The organism is Streptomyces sp. NPDC036813 (assembly GCF_055609245.1).
The window spans coordinates 35,684-52,823 of sequence record NZ_JBVJPV010000006.1 but is presented as its reverse complement, the minus strand read 5'-3'; the positions used below and the strand labels follow the sequence as shown (position 1 = coordinate 52,823).

Genomic DNA, 17,140 nt, shown 5'->3' with positions numbered 1-17,140 from the left:
TCAGTCGACCGCGAAGAAGCGCTGGAAGTAGTCCACGGGGCAGTCCTCGCCGATCAGTTCGGACTCCGCCTCCACCCAGGCGTGCGCGGCAAAAGGCGGCTGCTTGCGCACACCCACGCACCAGGTCGGCCACTGACCGCGCATACGGCACAGCAGGACGGTCGCCAGCGACCTGGGCAGGCACCCCTTGCGGCCGCCGGCGGTCAGACTCACCGCCAGGACGGTGTCCAGCGCCGCAGCGGTCTGCGCCGCGGTGGCCGGCCGTGCGCCACGGCGCACCTGGCGCAGAACAGTGCGGATCCGGGAGGGCGGAAGCGTCGCGAGCACATGGGCACACCCCACGGCGAGGCGGGCGGCCCACCGGGTGGGCAGCGGTACGGAACGGGGCCGGTAAGGCACCGATTCGGGCATCGACATGGCCATTCCTCTCTGCGCGTTCCTCGCGCGGGGTGTCTGCGGCGGCTCAGACCGCCCGGGGCGTCCCGGCCCTCTCCGACGCCGGCCGCTCTGCCGGTCAGTCGCCGTTGACGAGCCCGGCCGACCGAAGCTCCGTGAGGATGCGGTCGACGTCCTGCTGGGCGATGTCGGCGCTGACGTCGTACCGCTCGGTCAGGGCATGCACCGCCTGGTCCGGGTCCCGGCCCGCCAGCAGGGTTTCCAGGACCAGAGCGGCGGTGGGATTGAGGGTCCAGTACTCGCCGCTCTTCTCGTCCAGCAGGGCGAGGCCGTACTCGGTCTCGGCCATCAGGACGCCACCGCGCAGTGTCACGTTCGTCGCTTTCATCTCAAGACCTTCCTGGCGAGGACTTCAGGGGGCGCCGGGTGTGCCACGGGATGCCGGCCGGTGGTGTCCTCAGGCGTCGAAGGCCACCTGTCGGGTGCCGCGGGCAGCCGGCGTGTCAGCCGTCTCGGTGCTGGGGCAGCGTCTCGCGCGTACGCAGCCACACCTCACAGCCGACCGTCGGGTGAAGGAGTACGTTCTCCAGCTCGGCCGACACCGGGCCGGAGCACCAGGTGCGCCACACGTCGGCGTCGATCAGGCCCCACTTGGCCAGCCGGGACTCCTCGCACAGGGCCAGAAGGGCCTCGCGGTGGCGTCGCAGGCCGACCTCCTCCTCCAAGGTGGCGTTGGCCTTGGTGGCACGGGTGCGGCCGGCCTCGGGCACGACACCGCGCATGGCCTCGACGATCAGCGGCTTGTACCGCCACGGAGTCACGCGTTCCGCCGACCGGACCGCCAGGCCGGTCTCGATGACCCGGTCGTCATAGAAGGGGGAAGCGAAGAGAGGACCGCCCGGCTGTGTCATCTGGTTCAGCTGTCTGGCGAACCGCGACACCGCTTGCATGGTGGCGAGTTCGCGATGCTCTCCGTGGCCGGGTCCCAGGGGCTGCGCCACCGCGGCCTCCTGGCGGATGAGAGTGCGTACGGCGTCGACGGCGTCCGCTGTGGCCCAGGGCGGCATCCTGGCCGGCGAACACCACTGGAACAGCGGTTCCTCCACGGAAGGCAAGGGGTGGGTGAGGTCGGCGGCGATCTGTTCCAACCAGGCCCCGTAGGGGCGCCGGTCCAGCAGCTGCCGTACGGCTTCTCGCCGTGACCAGCGGTACTTGGCCAGGTATCCACGGGCGTGGCGCACAGCCGTGCGCGGGTGGCGCACCAGCAGGTCGTGCACGCGGGCGGAAGCGCCGGCGAGCAGTTCGTCGCCGCCGAAACCGCTCAGGTGAACGGTGGATCCCCGCTCCGCGGCGCGGGTGAGCAGACTCATCCGCCGGTTGCGGTCCACGGCGTACAGCGAAGGAGCGTCCAGTACGTCGGTGAGTTCGTCGACGCCGTCGAAGGTGAGCGGGAACTCCTCGGCCGGAACGACGTGGTGCTCGATGCGCCCTGCGCCGCCGGTGGCCGACGACAGCTCCTCGACGGTACGGCGAGCCCAGTGGACGTCGTCGCCGCGAGGGTCGTGCGTCGCCGCGGTGTAGGCGACGACATCGGCGCCGGCCCGTACGGCGGTGCACACGACGGCCGTCGAGTCCAGACCGCCCAGATCGGCGGTGACCAGACCCCGGCCCCGGACGCGGACGTCGACAGCACGCCGCAGTTCGTCGCGCAGCATCGGCGCGCCCTCGGCCAGCGGAACGTCGCGGCGCGGCAGCCACCACCAGCGCTTCTGGCGGGTCCGGCCGTCGCGTTCCAGAACGAGGTAGTCGGTGCCGGGCAGGGCGTCCACCCCGCGCCACACGGGTCGTGCGGACAGCGGGTGGAGAACGCCCAGACTGAGCAGCTGAAGGGCGAGCCGTCCCTCGTCGAGCTCGGCTCCGATGAGGTCGGCCAGGACGTCGGCGCGGTCGGCCGCCAGATGTGTCGCGTGTGCCCTGCCGTGGAACAGGCTCCGGACACCGGTCACCGTTCCCTGGGCGCGTACTTGGCCGTGCAGGCTGGCGAAGAGGTGGTAACTGCCGCACCAGGTAAGGGCGAAGCGATCGAGGGAAGCGAGATCGGTGGCGGTGGCCGCCGCGCGGGCAGCCTCCTCCTGGGTGACGGCGTGCTCACCCCACACGGCCAGGCGCACCCCTCCGCACTCGCCGACCGTCAGCTCCTCGGGACGCCAGCGGCCTATCAACCACGGCCGGCCGGACGCGTGCGTATGGCTTCCGGTGGCATGGGGGAGAGCCCTGGCCGCCGCAGCCGCCGCCGCGTCGGTATCGGGCAGCACCACGAGCCAGGTGGGCACCACGGCGAGCGACGCAGGGCTGTTCATGGACTCACGTACCTCCGGTCGTTGGCGCGCCCGCCGGCGCGGGAGGGAAGGGTGGGGCGGCGGAGGGCGGCCGGTGACCGCCTTCCGCCGCCGTGGGCGGAGCCAGTGCCCGCACGCCACGGGTGCGTGAGGGCACAGGGCCCGGCTCAGCTCGGGTCAGATGAGCTGGTGACCGCCGAGGAGGTCCTTGGCGGTGCCGCCGGCCAGGCCCGTCGTCTTGCGGAAGCCGCCGTTCTTGGTGAGGGTCGGACGCTCGTACGTCATGGCCACACTTCCTTTCGTCCACGACGACGTCAGTGGTCGCCGTTCTGTCGTCTGAAGAGGAACGTCGGCACAGGCGCCTGTTCGAATCAGCCGGTGTATTCCGCGGTTCCGGACCCGCGGGCGGCCGACTCGGTGAATCACACTATGGGCGGCGATCGGATCATCACAACAGTGCGCGAGCGGGGCATCGGAGCCCAGAGATGCGAACTCTGCCTCTCAGCGCCGCTCAATGCATCGGAATTCTTTGAACGAGGGCCATGGAGGCGGGACTTGCGGGTAGACGGATGGGTTCTCGTGCCGCCGGGGGATCGGATCCGGACTCGGCCGAGGCCCGCTCAACCGGCTCCTCGCAACCGCGTTCTCGCAGGTCGAATACTGCCGCCTGCTGGTTTCTCCCGGTGCGGAACCAGCCATCGCGGAGCTGGGGTCGCACACAAAGTCGAATTCTCGTGGAATTCAAATATAGAAGGTGCAATCACCGCCCACTGCTCGCCCGTCGCCGCGCGATATCCGGCGGGGGGCGAAATCCGTGAGCCTGTGCCGTGCCGCGGTGGTGGCGCTCCGCGTCGAGCTGGCGACTTGCGCGCCTACCGGTGTTCGGGATTCTCGTAGTCGTGACGGCAGCCGGCGTCCCAGGCGGTGCGCTGGTTGCCGTAGGCGGGAATGCCGCCGAGGTCCTTCAGCGCCCGGGCCATGTGCAGGAGGTTCCAGGTCATGAAGGTGGTGTTGCGGTTGGTGAAGTCGTTCTCCGGGCCGCCAGAGCCGGGATCGAGGTACGAGGGGCCCGGGCCGGCCTCGCCGATCCACCCCGCGTCCGCCTGGGGAGGGATGGTGTAGCCCAGGTGCTGGAGGCTGTAGAGCACGTTCATGGCGCAGTGCTTGACGCCGTCCTCGTTGCCGGTGATCAGGCAACCGCCGACGCGGCCGTAGTACGCGTACTGACCGGCCGCGTTGAGCAGGCTGGAGCAGGCGTAGAGGCGTTCGATCACCTGCTTCATCACCGAGCTGTTGTCACCCAGCCAGATCGGTCCGGCCAGAACGAGGATGTCGGCGGCCATCACCTGTCGGTACAGATCCGGCCAGGCGTCCGTCTCCCAACCGTGCTCCCTCATGTCGGGCCACACACCGGTGGCGATGTCGTGGTCCACCGCCCGCACGACATCCAGCCGCACACCTTGCGCGGCCATGATGGCCGTGCAGCGGTCGATCAGCCCCTGGGTGTTGCTCGTCTCGGGTGAGCGCTTCAAGGTGCAGTTGATCACCAGAGCCCGCAGGTCGTCGTACCGGGCCGGGGGTGCCTCGGTCGCGGGCGGCGAAGCAGTCACGCGGTCCTCCAAGAGCCCGGTCGCCGCGCAGTGCCGGGCGGCGCGTCCACATCCGGATCCAGCGTGCGGCGCACTCGCGGCAGACGCCATTCACCGTGCCCCATCCGTGTTCAGGTGGTCCGCGACTCGAACCCGAGCTGCCGGTGCCCGGCCCCTACATGGAAGTGGCCCCGAGGATGAGCAGGTTCGAAGGTCGTTCACTCGTTCACGTGAATCGGCCGAACGTGTGACCGTGGGACCGTCTGTGCTGGGTAACGTGCATGCTCGACCGGCCCGGACGCGCCGGTCCTGAGCGGGTCAGGGGGATACGGGGATGACGGACAGTCCTTCGAACCAGGGCGGCGGGCTGTCGCGGCGCAGGCTGCTCGCATCGTCGGCCGCCGCGGGCGGCGCGGTCTGGATGCTGCGCGGACTGGTCCGCCCGGGCAGCGCCTACGCGGCCTCGGCACCGCCGCCGGGCTTCCCGGCCGGGATCGATGTCCATCAGCGCACCTACGAGAACTGGGCCGGCGAGATTCGTACGGACCAGCTGTGGACGTGTGCGCCGCGCGACCCGCAGGAGGTGCTGGCCGTCGTCAACTGGGCCCACGGCGTGGGCTGGACAGTGCGCGCGCAAGGGCACCGGCATGGCTGGGCTCCCCTCACGGTGGCCGACGGCACCCCCGCCGCGGCCAAGGTCGTCCTGCTGGACACCACCGCGCACCTCACCGCGATGTCGCTGGAGCAGCAGGCCGCGGACGGGTCGGCCGCGATCCGGGTGCAGGCCGGTGCCTCGCTGGAGACGCTGCTCGCGTTCGCCGGCGCGGCCGGATACGGGGTCGCCTCCGCACCGGCACCCGGCGACCTCTCGGTCGGTGGCGCGCTCGCCATCGGCGCACACGGCACGGCCGTCCCCGCCGTCGGCGAGAGCCCGTCATCCGGCCACGGCTACGGTTCACTGAGCAACCTGGTCACCGAACTGACCGCGGTCGTCTGGGACGAGGAAGCCGGCCGTTACGCCCTGCGCACCGTCGGCCGGGCCGAGCCCGACTGCGCCGCGCTCCTCACTCACCTCGGCCGCGCACTCGTCATCGAGGCCGTCCTGCGGGTCGGCCCCGACCGCAACCTGCGCTGCCAGTCCTTCCTGGACATCCCCGCCACCGAACTGTTCGCCGCCCCCGGCGCTCCGGCCGGCACACGGACCCTCGCCGACTTCGTCGACCGCACCGGCCGGGTGGAGGCGATCTGGTTCGCCTTCACCGACCGCCCCTGGCTGAAGGTCTGGAGCGTCGCCCCGAAGCGGCCGTTCAGCGCCCGGGCGGTCGACGAGCCGTACAACTACCCGTTCTCCGACTCCCTCCCCGAGCCCGTGGCCCGGCTGGCCGGGGACCTGGTGTCCGGGGCGTGGGCGAGCGCGCCGCTCTTCGGACACGTCCAGTACCTGCTGGCGAAGGTCGCGCTGACGGGCGACATCACCGACGTCCTGCTCTCGGGAACCCTCGTGCGGGACGTGCTGACCGCCGACGTCCTCACCCACCTGCTGGCGGGCGGGCTGCGCTCGGACCTGTGGGGCGCCTCCCGCAACCTGCTGCAGTACGTGCGGCCCACCACGCTGCGCGAGACCGCCAACGGCTACGCCGTACTCACCCGCCGCGCCGATCTGCAGTGGGTGGTCAGCCAGTTCACCGGCTTCTACCGCACGCTGCTCGCGCAGTACGCGGCGCGCGGCGAGTACCCGGTCAACGGCCAGGTGGAGATCCGGGTGACGGGTCTGGAGGACCCGTCCGTGTGCGGTGTCCCGGGCGCGCGGCCCCCGCTCCTCTCCGCTTTGCGGCCGCGCCCAGACCGGCCTGACGTGGACACCGCGGTGTGGATCGACGTCCTCTCCCTGCCGGCCACCCCCGCCCTGCACCGTTTCTACCGCGACATCGAGCAGTTCCTCCTGGCCCTGGACGGGGACCGGGCGACGGTTCGCGTGGAGTGGTCCAAGGGCTGGGCCTACAGTGACACCGCCGCGTGGTCCGACCCGGATGTCCTCACCCGCGCCGTCCCCGCCAGCCACCGTGCCGGCGGCGGCCCGGGCTGGGACGAGGCGGTCGCGACCCTCGACCGGCTGGATCCCCACCGGGTGCTGTCGAGCCCGTTCCACGACGCGTTGCTGCGCTGAGTGGTGGAATGCGTGGCCGCCTGACCCCTTGGCGGGAGGTGGCCGAGGCGAAGACCGGGAAGGGCTGGGTGCTCATGACACGGTCAGTGCCCGCATGACAGGCCGGCCGGGCACGAAGCCGGCCCCCACCCATCAGGTTCCCCTGGGGCCCCTCGAAGTGGATCGCCTAGGCTGGCGCGGTGACTGATGAGCAGGAGCGGGTGCGGCCGTCGGGAGTGTGGGCCACGGCGGTGGGAGTGGCCAGGGTGCGGGCGCTGGAGACCGAGCGGCAGGACGCGCTGTTCCGCGACCCGCTGGCACGGGCCTTCGCCACCGCCGGCGGCCTGTGGCCCTCCTCGCCGCCGCTGCCCGACGACGAGGCCGCACGACGCCGCCGGCTGGCCGTGTCGTTCTCCATCGTCATCAGGACGAAGTTCCTCGACGACCTGTTGCAGCAGGCTTCCGCGTCCGGGGTCCGGCAGGTCGTGCTGCTCGGCGCCGGCATGGACAGCCGGGCCTTCCGGATGGACTGGCCCGAGGGCACCCGGCTGTTCGAGGTCGACACCGCCGCGCCACTGGACTTCAAGGCGTCGGTGCTGCGCCGGGAGAGGGCTGTCGCACGCTGCGAGCGGATCCCCGTCGCGGTGGATCTGCGTGAGGACTGGCCAGGCGCGCTGGCCGCCGCAGGGCACGACCCGGCGGCGCCGACCGTGTGGATCGCCGAAGGACTGCTGATCTATCTGCCGGAGGACGCGGTGGAGCTGCTGCTGGCCCGGATCAGCGCGCAGTCGGCGGCAGGCAGTCGGATGGGGCTGACGTTGGGCTCGCGCGGCGTGATCGAGCGCTTCGGCGCGGACGCCGTGCCGGGATCGGCGGCGTCCATGTGGGTCTCGGAGATGCCCGACGATCCGGTGGGCTGGCTGGCCGGACACGGCTGGGAGGCCGACTGCCACACCCTGCGCGAACGCGCTGCCGCCTACGGCCGCCCGATCAGCACCCCACCGCAGCGCGAGGAGCGGCCCGGCGGACTGATCTCGGCGGTCCGCCGGTAGAGCGCCTCCCGCTTCCCTGGATGCACGACCACCTCGTCGGCTCGGAACCGCCGACCCCGACGGGACATATGGCGGGCCTGCGCTTCCGCCGGTACGTACTCCGCCGACGGGACGGGCACGGTGATGTGGGCCCACCCGCCCGCCCGATACCCGTCACCGGTGCGCCTCGGACACCGTCCCGTATGGCGAGACGTTTCACCGACGGGGGAATGACAGGCACAAAAGGCCTGGTTGCCCATGTCATGCCGTCTTTCTCCGCCGAGTCCATGAAGCCTGAGCCTGCCGAGTCCGCGAAGCCCGTCCCCGCCGAGCCCCCGGCAGCGCCTCCCGCGTCGCCACCGCCTTCCACGCGCATGCCGCTCGCCGTGTACATCCTCGGCCTGTCCGTGTTCGCGCTCGGCACGAGCGAGTTCATGCTCTCCGGGCTGCTGCCGCCCATCGCGCAGGACATGCACGTCTCCATCCCGCGCGCCGGACTGCTCATCTCGGCCTTCGCCATCGGCATGGTCGTCGGCGCCCCGCTGCTCGCCGTCGCCACCCTGCGGCTGCCGCGCAAGACCACGCTCGTCGCGCTGATCAGCCTGTTCGGGCTCGGTCAGGTGGCCGGCGCGCTCGCGCCGAACTACGCGGTGCTGTTCGCCTCACGGGTGGTCAGCGCACTGGCGTGCGCCGGGTTCTGGGCGGTCGGGGCCGCCGTCGCCATCGCCATGGTGCCCATCGGGGCGCGCGCCCGCGCCATGGCCGTGATGATCGGCGGCCTTTCCATCGCGAACGTCCTCGGCGTTCCCGCCGGCGCCTTCCTCGGCGAGCACCTCGGCTGGCGCTCCGCGTTCTGGGCCGTCGCCGCCGCGTCGGCGATCGCCCTCGGCGGTGTCGTCACCCGCATCCCGCACATCCCGCTGCCCGAGAACCGGCCGCGTCTCAAGGGCGAGCTGGTGATCTACCGCGACCGGCAAGTCCTGCTGTCGGTTCTGATCACCGCCCTCGCAGCGGGCGGCGTCTTCTGCGCCTTCTCCTACCTGGCCCCGCTGCTCACGGATGTCTCAGGCCTCGACGCGGGCTGGGTCTCCGCCGTCCTCGCCCTGTTCGGCATCGGCGCCCTCATCGGTACATACATCGGCGGCCGGGTCGCCGACGCCCATCTCTTCGGCGTGCTGCTCACCGGCATCACCGCCTCCACCGTCTTCCTCGTGACGCTCGCGCTGCTGGCCTCCCACCCCGTCGCCACGATCACGCTGACGTTCCTCCTCGGTGTGTCCGCGTTCTACACCGCGCCCGCCCTCAACGCCCGGATGTTCAACGTCGCAGGCGCCGCCCCCACTCTCGCCGGCGCCACCACCACCGCGGCCTTCAACCTGGGCAACACCGGCGGCCCCTGGCTCGGCGGCTCCGTCATCGACGCCGGGCTCGGCTACGCCTCCCCGGCCTGGGCCGGCGCCGCCATGACCGCCCTCGCCCTGGCCACGGTCGCCGTCGCCCTGCGGCTCACCCGGCCTGCCTCCCGGATCGTGACCCGCTCCTCCGCGTCCGGGTCCCTGGGACACGAGACCCCGCAGCAGCAAGCCCCGGATCAGCAGCTCTCGCCACAAGGGGCCCTGGAGCAGGAGTCCTGCGCCTAGCAGACAGACCTCGGTCCGCACGGCCGGCGCGTCCCGCGTATCGCCTGGCTGACCCTGCGCCCCCTGGGGCGTACACGCCATGCTCGGCTATCCCGCACGGCGGCCACGGCCTCCACCGCGGTCCCCCCGGCTTCCGCTGTGTTCCATTCGTGTCCGTCAAGGTGTCTGGTGGCGGTGCAGCCGTCCGTGGTTGCGCCACCAGGCCACCTTGCCGTCGGGTCCGCGCACGAAGTCGGAGCGGGTGCCGACCGGTTTGCCGTCGGGGCCGAGGTCCAGTGCGAAGTCCTTTCGGTAGAAGGCGACTCCGACCTCGCTGGTCTGCTCCTCGACCGCGTCCTCTTGGTCGGAGGTGACTCCGGGATCGGTGGTCGGGTGCTGGACCGTCTGGGGGCCGCGCAGCCGTCCGTCGTGCCGGGCCAGTTCGATGACGGCGTCCTCCACGGCCCCCTTGTCGTTGATCCGCTGTGCGATGTAACGGCCCTCGTAGGGGGCCAGTTCCTGGCCGCTCAAGGCGGTGGCCCTGGCCGGCAGGTTGGTCACGCCCGCGTACCGGCTGAGGGCCCAGTCGTCGGTGAACAGCTCGTCCCTGAGCCGCGTTCCGCCTTCCGAGTTGGTGAGCAGGGTCAGTGCGAAGCCACGGCTGGGGACCATGAGGAAGCCCGAGATCTGGCCCGGCCAGGTCCCGCCGTGCTGCACGATCCGTGGTCCCTGCGCCGTCGGGCGCAGCATCCAGGTGACGCCCATGCCGTCGAGTTCCACGACCAGCGTGCCGCCGGGTCCAGGTCCGGAGCGCATCTCTTCCAGCGATGCCCTGCTCAGCAGTCGTGTGCCGTCGAGGGCCGTGCCGTCGCCGAGGTGGAAGCGGGCCCAGCTCAGCTGGTCGCGCACGCTGGAGATCAGGCCGCCGGTCGGCGCGAGGCTGCGTGGCTGGGGCCAGAAGGACGGATCCAGTACGGCCTTGCCGTCGACGATGTTGTGCGACGCGGCGACGTTGAAACCCACGATCTCGTCACTGGAGAAGCGGGTGTGACCGAGGCCGAGCGGGTCGATGACCAGTTTGCGCACCGCCGTCTCGTAGGTCGTGCCCGTCACCACCTCGATGATCCGGCCGGCCACGCACAGCGCCGCGTTGTTGTAGGCGAACACCTCTCCAGGGGTGGTGAGTTGCGGCAGTCGCGCCATCGAAGCCACGAAGCAGGCCAGCGCGTCGTCGCCGGGCCCGAAGTCCTGGTAGTCGTCGCCGAGCCACCCGGCACTGTGGTTGAGCAACTGCCGCACGGTCACCTGCGCCGACGCGTACGGGTCGGCCACCGCGAAGCCACGGAGGTAGCGGCGCACCGGGGCGTCCAGCTCGACCTCGCCCCGCTCGACCAGCCGCATCATGGTCGTGCCGGTGAAGGTCTTGGTGGTTGAGCCGACCCGGAAGACGGTGTCACCGTCGACCGGGACCGGATGGTCGACATTGGTGATTCCGTACCCCTTGACGTATTCCTGGCCGTCCAGGAGCACGCCCACCGCCGCCCCGGGAATCGCGTACGCCCTCATGGCCTCCTCGATCCTGGCGTCGAGGGCGCTGAACAGTGAGCTCCCGGTGTCGCCGGTGCCGCCGCCGCGGGCAGCGGCATTCGGGGACGCGGCCGACGCCGTCGGCCCCAGCGAGACGGTCGCGCAGCCCACCGCTGCCGCAGTGCTCAGAAAGCCGCGGCGAGACCACCGTGGGGGCCCGGGAAGTCCAGGCGACGCAGAGCGGACGGTGTCGGCGCCGGCCGACAGCAGATCCTCATTCACGGGTTCCGGCTCCCTCGCCGTCGACGACGAACGGCGCCGGTTTCACCGAGCTCACGCATCGGGTGTCGGGGTGGTCGGGGTCGTCGAAGAAGGAGGTGATCACCTTTGCCCCGCACGGCTGGTCGAACGTCCCGTGGGCCACACCGGCCAGGGTCACCACCGTGGAGCGGGAGAGCGTGCGGGCCACGTAACTGCCCCACTGAGCGCCGGTCTGGGCGTCGAAGCTCCCGGAGATGGCCAGGGTGGGGATGCTGCTCCGAGTGACCGCACGAACGGAGTCGGGTGCCTTCGGGACGTTCCAGGCCTGGCACGCCTGCCGCAGGAACGGCAGCTGCGGCGCCTGGGCCAGGACCGAGCGGGGGAGCTCGGGAAAGGCTCGCAGTCCCTTGGCGAGCTGTTCGCCGGGGGTCTCGAAGGGAACCCATTCGCTGCACCACACGCTCAGCGAGAACCCGTGGGCGAACATCCCTTGCGAGCCGGGAAGCCAGGCGGCCGCCCACTGCTCGGCGATGCGCTCGGGATGACCGTGGGCCAACTCGCCGACGCCCACCGGGAAGGTGTCGGGGGCGTGACTGGCACGAACCATCCAGTTCAGCAGTGCCCCGCCGTCGAGGACCACCTTCACCCTTCCGACCTGCGGAACCGTCACGTGCGTGGTGACCGGATGAGCCTCCAGCTGACGCACCATGCGCAGGAAGGTGGCACCGACGTCCGGGTAGCGCTGCCGACACGAGGGCTGGGCCGCGCAGGCGCTCACGATGTTGTCGAACGCCTCCCGCATGCTGCTCCACGTCCATCCGGGCGTCGCCACGGACGGCGGTACGACGCCGTCGACGGTCACGGAGCGGATTCCTTCGGGGAACATGCGCATGTAGGTCAGCGCCAGTTGCGTCCCGTAGGAATGCGAGAGGACGTTCCACTGCCGGATTCCCAGAGCCCTGCGCAGATCCGCCACGTCGGCGGCGTTCTCGCTGGTGTTGTAGGCAGCCGGATCGACTCCCTGGGCTGTCAGGCGCTCGCGGCACCGGGCCGCCGCCTGGGCGTAACGGTCTCCGGTGGAGGGTGCGTCGTAGAGGAGGCCCACACGTTCCCTGTAGAACCGGTCGATCTCGGGACATGTCAGCGGCCGCTGGGACGAGAGCGTTCCGCGCTGGGACAGGACGATCAGGTCACGGTCGCGGTTCAGTCCGGCCTCGGTGAGTTCCGGTATGTTCCCGAGGGCGTCCGCGCCGGGCCCGCCGGTGAAGAACACGATCGGATCGGGGTGCGGCTTCGGCGATGCCGAGCGGACGACCGCAACGGCCAGGCGAAGGGTTCGCGTGGAGGGACGGGCCCGGTTTTCCGGTACGACGAGGAAGCCGCAGCGGGTGTCCTTCAGTTCTCCGTACGTGGTCGGGCACGGAGCGGGCTCGAACCGCGACGACGGCTGCGGCTGTGCCGCCGGGGACTGGGGCAGGGCGAGCACGGTTCCCGGAAAGATCCAGTGGCCCCGGTCACTGGAAACGTATCCGTGCCGGCGGGCATCGTCCTCGATGGTCTGCCGGTTGAGGGTGTAGACACTGTCCCACCGCAGTGCGGTGCCGAGGGTCTGCCGGGCGATGTCCCACAGCGTGTTTCCGGAGACGACGGTGTGTGTGCCGGCCTTCGCGCGTGCGGACAGGGGCTCACCGGCCGTCCGTGCCGGCGGCGGACCAGGCTGTGGGCGGCTGATGAGCGGGGGGCCGCCCTCCTTCGCTGCGGGCTTCTGCCGGGTGGTGGCCACGCTGGATGTGCCGTGGGCCGGAGCCGCGCACAACACCGTCAAGCCGGCCAGGAACATGGCGGCTGCGGCAGCTGTGCCGCGGTTGCGTATGGGCATGTCGTCCTTCCGAACCGCTACCGGTGGCAACGCACCGGCACCGATCGAACTCGTCGCCACATGGTGGGGATCGTCAGACGCCATACTGCGAAGACCACTCGAGCCCCGCACTCCAGCAGGCCCAATGGGGTCAGGCACGAGCCTGCCGGCGACGCTGCCCTCGCACCCATGGACGACGGCGGCGTGCGGGAGTACGCCGTCGCCCCCGACGAGGCCGCCCGCCTCTGGATGTCCCTTGCCGCGACCGGCGCCAGGCCGATTCCCGGGTGACGCCGCCGTCCGACAGCCCGGCGGAGCGTGGCCTCGCACCAGGGCTATCCGTCCTTGGCCCGTAGCCACTGCCGGTAGAGCTCGTCGTAGCGTGCCGCGATCGGGGCCTGCGGGGTGAACCGGCGCAGGCCGGGTGCCGTTCGGGCCTGCGCCGCCTCGAGGCTGGGCTCCAGTCCCGCAGCGACCAGCGCCAGGAGTGCGGCACCGTGCAGGCTCGCGTCGGGCTCGGAGCCGGCGTGCACGGGTCGGCCGAGGACGTCCGCCCGCAGCTGTGCCAGTTCGGGTGAGTGCGACGGCCCGCCGACCAGCACGATCGGGGTGTCGGGAGCGTCGTCGCTCAAGAGGATGTCCACGGCCTGGCGTACGACGTACGCGGCAGCCTCCTGCGCGGCGCGCAGGACATGGGCGGCGCCATGGTGCTCGCCGAGACCCCACAGTCCGCCCCGTTCCCCCTGGTCCCAGCCGGGGAAACGGCTGCCCGTGAGCAGCGGCGACATGGACAGTCCGTCGCTGCCCGCGGGAATGGCGCGGAGCGCGGACCCCAGCCGGTCCAGAGCGGTGGCCGGGTCGCCGAGTCCCAGCAGTCGGGCCCAGTAGGCCAGCGCTCCGCCGGTCATTCCGGTCGCGCCGCCGCAGGTCCACAGCCCGGGAGTGAGAAAGGGGTTGAGCACGGCAGCGGTGGGGCGTTCGTGCGGGGATGCGATGACCCGCGTGAGTACGTCGGTCGTACCGGCCACGTCGACGACGGCGCGGTGGGCCGAGCCTGCCACAGCGGCGGCTCCGACCGTGCCGTCGGGGCCTCCGGCGGCCACCGGCAGGCCTTCGGGCAGGCCCGTCATGCGCGCGGCGGTCGCGGTGACGGCACCGACGATGTCCGTCGCGGCGTGCTGCTCGGGGAAGTGCTGCGGCCCCTTTCCCGCGACGGCGAGCAGGCCGGGGTCCCAGGCCCGGCGGATCACGTCGCTGCCGAGCGTGTACGCGGCGCTGGTCATGTCGGTGGCGGCCTCGCCGGTCAGACGCAGCACCAGGAAGTCCTTGGGTGCGAGCGCCCACCGTACGCGCTGGTGCAGGGACGGGTCGGTGTCCTTCAGCCAGTGCAGGAGGGGGACGGCCCCGCCCGTCACCGCGGGCCGCCCGGTCAGGCGGAGGGTGGCCGGGTCGGCCCAGGCGGCCGAGACCTCACGCACGCCGCGCGAGTCGGCCCACCCGCCGGCCCGGCCCAGCGGATGGCCCTGCTCGTCCACCAGAACCTGACCGATATGCCCCGCGATGGCGAGACACCGCAGCCGCGGGCGTGCGGCGTGGTCGGTGACCTGACGCAGGACGTCGCACAGGTCGTCCCACAGCCGCTCGGCGTCGAAGGTCTCGGTGCCCTCGTGGGCGCCACGCGGGCTGCGGGCCTGAAGCAGCCGTTGCCCGTCGGACGCCACCAGGGCGGCCCGCAGCGCCGATGTGCCCACGTCCACGGCACACACGACGTCGTCGGTCGCCATGGTGCCTCACCTCTCCAGCCTGATGAGCAGCGGGAATTCGGGTCGGCTCCAGCTGCGCGCGAACTCGACCGGCCCGGTTCCGTCACCGTGGGCGAGCCTGGTGATGGCGATGAGCGGGGTGCCCGGTGGCACCTGGAGCAGTGCCGCCTGCTCGGCGCTGGCCGCGGAGGCCGACACCTCCTGTTCGGCCCAGGTGAGTCTTATGCCGAAGCGGTCGGCCAGTGTGCGGTAGAGGGAGCCGCCGAGCAGTTCGTCATCGGCCAGGGAGGGTGCCAATCCATAAGGGATCCAGGAGTCCTGGATGGCCGCCGGCTGTCCGTCGACGACACGCAGCCGCAGCAGCCGAATGACTTTCTGCCGGGGTTTGAGGCCGAGTCTGTCGCTGACGTCCTCGGGTGCGTCGGCGACCTCGCGGAGATGGACCAGGGTCTCGATGACGGCGTCGCCCCGGCCGATGTCCTCGCTGTACGGACCGAGGCTGTGCACCTTGCGGAAGGTGGCCGGATGGTCGGCCACGAACGTACCCGCGCCGCGGCGGCGGACCAGCCGGCGTTCGTCGGTGAGGCGGCCCACCGCCTGCCGCACCGTCATTCTGCTGACGCCGTAGCGTTCCGCCATCTCCCCCTCGGACGGCAGCTGGTCACCGGGCTTGAGGGTGCCGCAGGACAGCTGCCTGTCGAGGTCACGGTAGATCACCTCGTACATGGGCAGTCGTGCCACGCGGTGCCTCCTTCGGGTCGTTATTGCGCGCTTTGGTCACATGATGCCCGCAAACGGCGGAATTCCGTGCGTCGGTCGGCGGGTCGGCACCTCGCCGCGTGCCCATCCGACCGCGGCCAGGCTTCCGTCGCCGCGACGCACCCACACGTCCAGTCCGATCCGCGTCCGTGAGCCGTCACGCTCCACCTCGCGCACCGCCCCCGCGGCCTCGACGCGGTCGAAGGCGCTCACGGGCCGCAGAAACTTCACGTGCAGCCAGCCGGTCCGAAACCACTCGGCGCCGAAGGCTCGGGTGAGCAACTCGGCCACGTAACAGACGAGTTGCTGACCCTGGACGATGGGCAGCGGTAGGCCGCCGGCCCGTGCGGCGGCGAGGTTGTCATGGATGTTGGTGACGAACTCGCCGATGCGGGAGAAGACGGCCATCTGCTCGAACGTGATCTCCTTGCGCAGCGGCTCCAGCCCCATGCCGGGCATCGCATTGCCGCCGAGACGCTCCGCGAGGGGTACGGAGGTGTCGTACGCGTCGCTGACCCGGCGGCCGGTGGCGTGGCCGGCCGAGCCGCGTCCGGCCACCTCGCCCGGCGTGGTCCGCATGATCTCGACACCGCGGTGGCGGACCAGCGTGCGGCCCTCCTCGTCGCGGGCGTCGGCCTCCATGACGACGTAGCCCTGCCCTCGCCGCTCGTACGTCTCGACGTAGCGTCCGGCGAGCCGGACGCGCTGCCCGACCAGGACGGGCCGGTCGAACCAGAGCTCCTCCTCGGTGTGCAGGCCCACCACCTGGCTGGCCGCGAACTTCAGGGTGAACAGCTGCAGCAAGTCGTTGGCGAGCAGTCCGGCGTGGCCGATGCGCGGGCCGTCGGGGCCGGCGCGCAGGTACCAGTCGCCGTGGTCGTCCTGCGTGAACGCGAAACGCTTGACCTTGAGGTCGTCCACCAGCAGGTCCACGGGGCCGAACTCCTCGGGAATGACGATCTCGTCGAACACCGGCGGTTTCAGACCTGCCTCGAGGTCCTTCTCGTGTGCGGCGCGGGACGGGTCGGTGAGGTTGCGACCGAGAACCGCCGTGTGATGTGCGGTCACTGCTCTTCTCCCTCCACGACGGCCACAGCGCGCACGGGGGAGCCGGTGCCGTGCGCGATGCGCAGCGGGAACGCCAGGAAGAAGCTGAGCGCCGGCAGCCGGTCGAGGTTGGCCAGGTTCTCGATGATGAGCACACCCGCGGACAACAGGACGTAGTGCGCCGGGAGTGCACCGCGTCCGCCGTCGCCGCTGTCGAGGCTGACGCAGTCGGTGCCCACCGCCCGCACGGAGCGCTCGCGCAACAGCTCGGCCGTCTCGCGCGCGATGCCCGGCCAGTTCTGCAGGTGGGCGAAGCCGCCCTCGTGCAGGCCCCAGCGGGTGCGGCCCCACTGGAAGTCCAGCAGCACGATGTCGCCGGCCTCGAACGGCCCGTGGTGCTCCTCCCAGTCACGCAGGGGCTGTGGGCCGACCATCTCGTCGGGTCCGGGCGGCGGGTCCAGGGTGACGGTCGCACAGCGTCCGGTGAGCGCCGTGAGCGCAAGCTCCTCGACGCTGACGCGGGCGTGCGGGCCCTCGATCGGGAAGTGGCAGGGGCTGTCGACGTGGGTGCCGGTGTGCTCGCCGAGCACGAGCTGGTTCATGCGGGCGACGTCGCCCATCGACAGCCATGGATTCTGGAAGTACTTGGTGTGAGTGGGATAGGTGGGCATGCCCTCTTCCAGGGTCCGGCTGAGGTCGACCAGTCGGGCCCCGGCGAGTATCTCGCCCAGTGCCCGGGCGGTCTTCGGGCCGTGCCCCGCCGTCGGTGTCCGCATCCCGTCCTCCTTGGCGAAGTGCGCAGGGC

14 protein-coding genes are annotated in these 17,140 nt (G+C 71.4%); 3 read left to right on the top strand and 11 right to left on the bottom strand.

What is annotated here, in order from left to right:
• The 5 genes from ACZ67Q_RS14640 to ACZ67Q_RS14620 all read right to left on the bottom strand — a co-directional run bounded on the left by ACZ67Q_RS14640 (position 1) and on the right by ACZ67Q_RS14620 (position 4,345).
• Positions 1-417 (bottom strand): lasso peptide biosynthesis B2 protein, encoded by a 417-nt coding sequence (locus tag ACZ67Q_RS14640; RefSeq protein WP_471181206.1) that lies wholly within the window; start codon positions 415-417, stop codon positions 1-3.
• A gap of 97 nt (positions 418-514) precedes the next feature.
• Positions 515-784, bottom strand: coding sequence for a lasso peptide biosynthesis PqqD family chaperone (locus ACZ67Q_RS14635; RefSeq protein WP_471181203.1), 270 nt, complete (start codon positions 782-784; stop codon positions 515-517).
• A gap of 115 nt (positions 785-899) precedes the next feature.
• Entirely contained in the window at positions 900-2,756 is a 1,857-nt protein-coding gene (locus tag ACZ67Q_RS14630; protein WP_471181201.1) for a lasso peptide isopeptide bond-forming cyclase, read from the bottom strand.
• 156 nt (positions 2,757-2,912) lie between these two features.
• Positions 2,913-3,020, bottom strand: a complete 108-nt coding sequence (locus tag ACZ67Q_RS14625) for a keywimysin-related RiPP (RefSeq protein WP_219821928.1) — start codon at positions 3,018-3,020, stop codon at positions 2,913-2,915.
• Between the two features lie 587 nt (positions 3,021-3,607).
• Positions 3,608-4,345, bottom strand: coding sequence for a flavodoxin family protein (locus tag ACZ67Q_RS14620; protein WP_471181199.1), 738 nt, complete (start codon positions 4,343-4,345; stop codon positions 3,608-3,610).
• 313 nt (positions 4,346-4,658) lie between these two features.
• On the opposite strand from ACZ67Q_RS14620, the gene ACZ67Q_RS14615 reads away from it, so the two are divergent.
• The 3 genes from ACZ67Q_RS14615 (at position 4,659) to ACZ67Q_RS14605 (ending at position 9,141) form a co-directional block, all read left to right on the top strand.
• The gene (locus ACZ67Q_RS14615; protein WP_471181196.1) at positions 4,659-6,491 is read left to right on the top strand and encodes a cholesterol oxidase substrate-binding domain-containing protein; all 1,833 of its coding nucleotides are present in this window, start codon (positions 4,659-4,661) and stop codon (positions 6,489-6,491) included.
• A 215-nt stretch (positions 6,492-6,706) separates the two neighbouring features.
• A complete protein-coding gene (locus tag ACZ67Q_RS14610; protein WP_471181927.1) occupies positions 6,707-7,522 on the top strand; it encodes a class I SAM-dependent methyltransferase in 816 nt (271 codons plus the stop codon).
• A 353-nt stretch (positions 7,523-7,875) separates the two neighbouring features.
• Positions 7,876-9,141: a Cmx/CmrA family chloramphenicol efflux MFS transporter gene (locus tag ACZ67Q_RS14605; RefSeq protein ID WP_471181193.1), complete on the top strand. Its 1,266-nt coding sequence runs from the start codon at positions 7,876-7,878 to the stop codon at positions 9,139-9,141.
• 156 nt (positions 9,142-9,297) lie between these two features.
• Here the strand turns inward: ACZ67Q_RS14605 and ACZ67Q_RS14600 are convergent, their stop codons facing one another.
• The 6 genes from ACZ67Q_RS14600 to ACZ67Q_RS14575 all read right to left on the bottom strand — a co-directional run bounded on the left by ACZ67Q_RS14600 (position 9,298) and on the right by ACZ67Q_RS14575 (position 17,111).
• On the bottom strand, positions 9,298-10,818 hold the full coding sequence (locus ACZ67Q_RS14600) for a serine hydrolase domain-containing protein (RefSeq protein WP_471181191.1): 1,521 nt from the start codon (positions 10,816-10,818) through the stop codon (positions 9,298-9,300).
• 103 nt (positions 10,819-10,921) lie between these two features.
• Positions 10,922-12,787 (bottom strand): alpha/beta fold hydrolase, encoded by a 1,866-nt coding sequence (locus ACZ67Q_RS14595; RefSeq protein WP_471181188.1) that lies wholly within the window; start codon positions 12,785-12,787, stop codon positions 10,922-10,924.
• 314 nt (positions 12,788-13,101) lie between these two features.
• Positions 13,102-14,550, bottom strand: coding sequence for a xylulokinase (locus ACZ67Q_RS14590; protein ID WP_471181186.1), 1,449 nt, complete (start codon positions 14,548-14,550; stop codon positions 13,102-13,104).
• Positions 14,551-14,556: 6 nt separating this feature from the next.
• Complete coding sequence (locus tag ACZ67Q_RS14585) at positions 14,557-15,270, bottom strand: GntR family transcriptional regulator (RefSeq protein WP_471181183.1); 714 nt, start codon at positions 15,268-15,270, stop codon at positions 14,557-14,559.
• A 36-nt stretch (positions 15,271-15,306) separates the two neighbouring features.
• Positions 15,307-16,356 carry a hypothetical protein gene (locus tag ACZ67Q_RS14580; protein WP_471181181.1) on the bottom strand — a complete coding sequence of 350 codons (1,050 nt, stop codon included), beginning with the start codon at positions 16,354-16,356 and terminating at the stop codon, positions 15,307-15,309.
• Complete coding sequence (locus ACZ67Q_RS14575) at positions 16,353-17,111, bottom strand: cyclase family protein (RefSeq protein WP_471181178.1); 759 nt, start codon at positions 17,109-17,111, stop codon at positions 16,353-16,355. Before ACZ67Q_RS14575 ends, ACZ67Q_RS14580 begins: the two co-directional genes overlap by 4 nt.
• Positions 17,112-17,140: the final 29 nt, after the last annotated feature.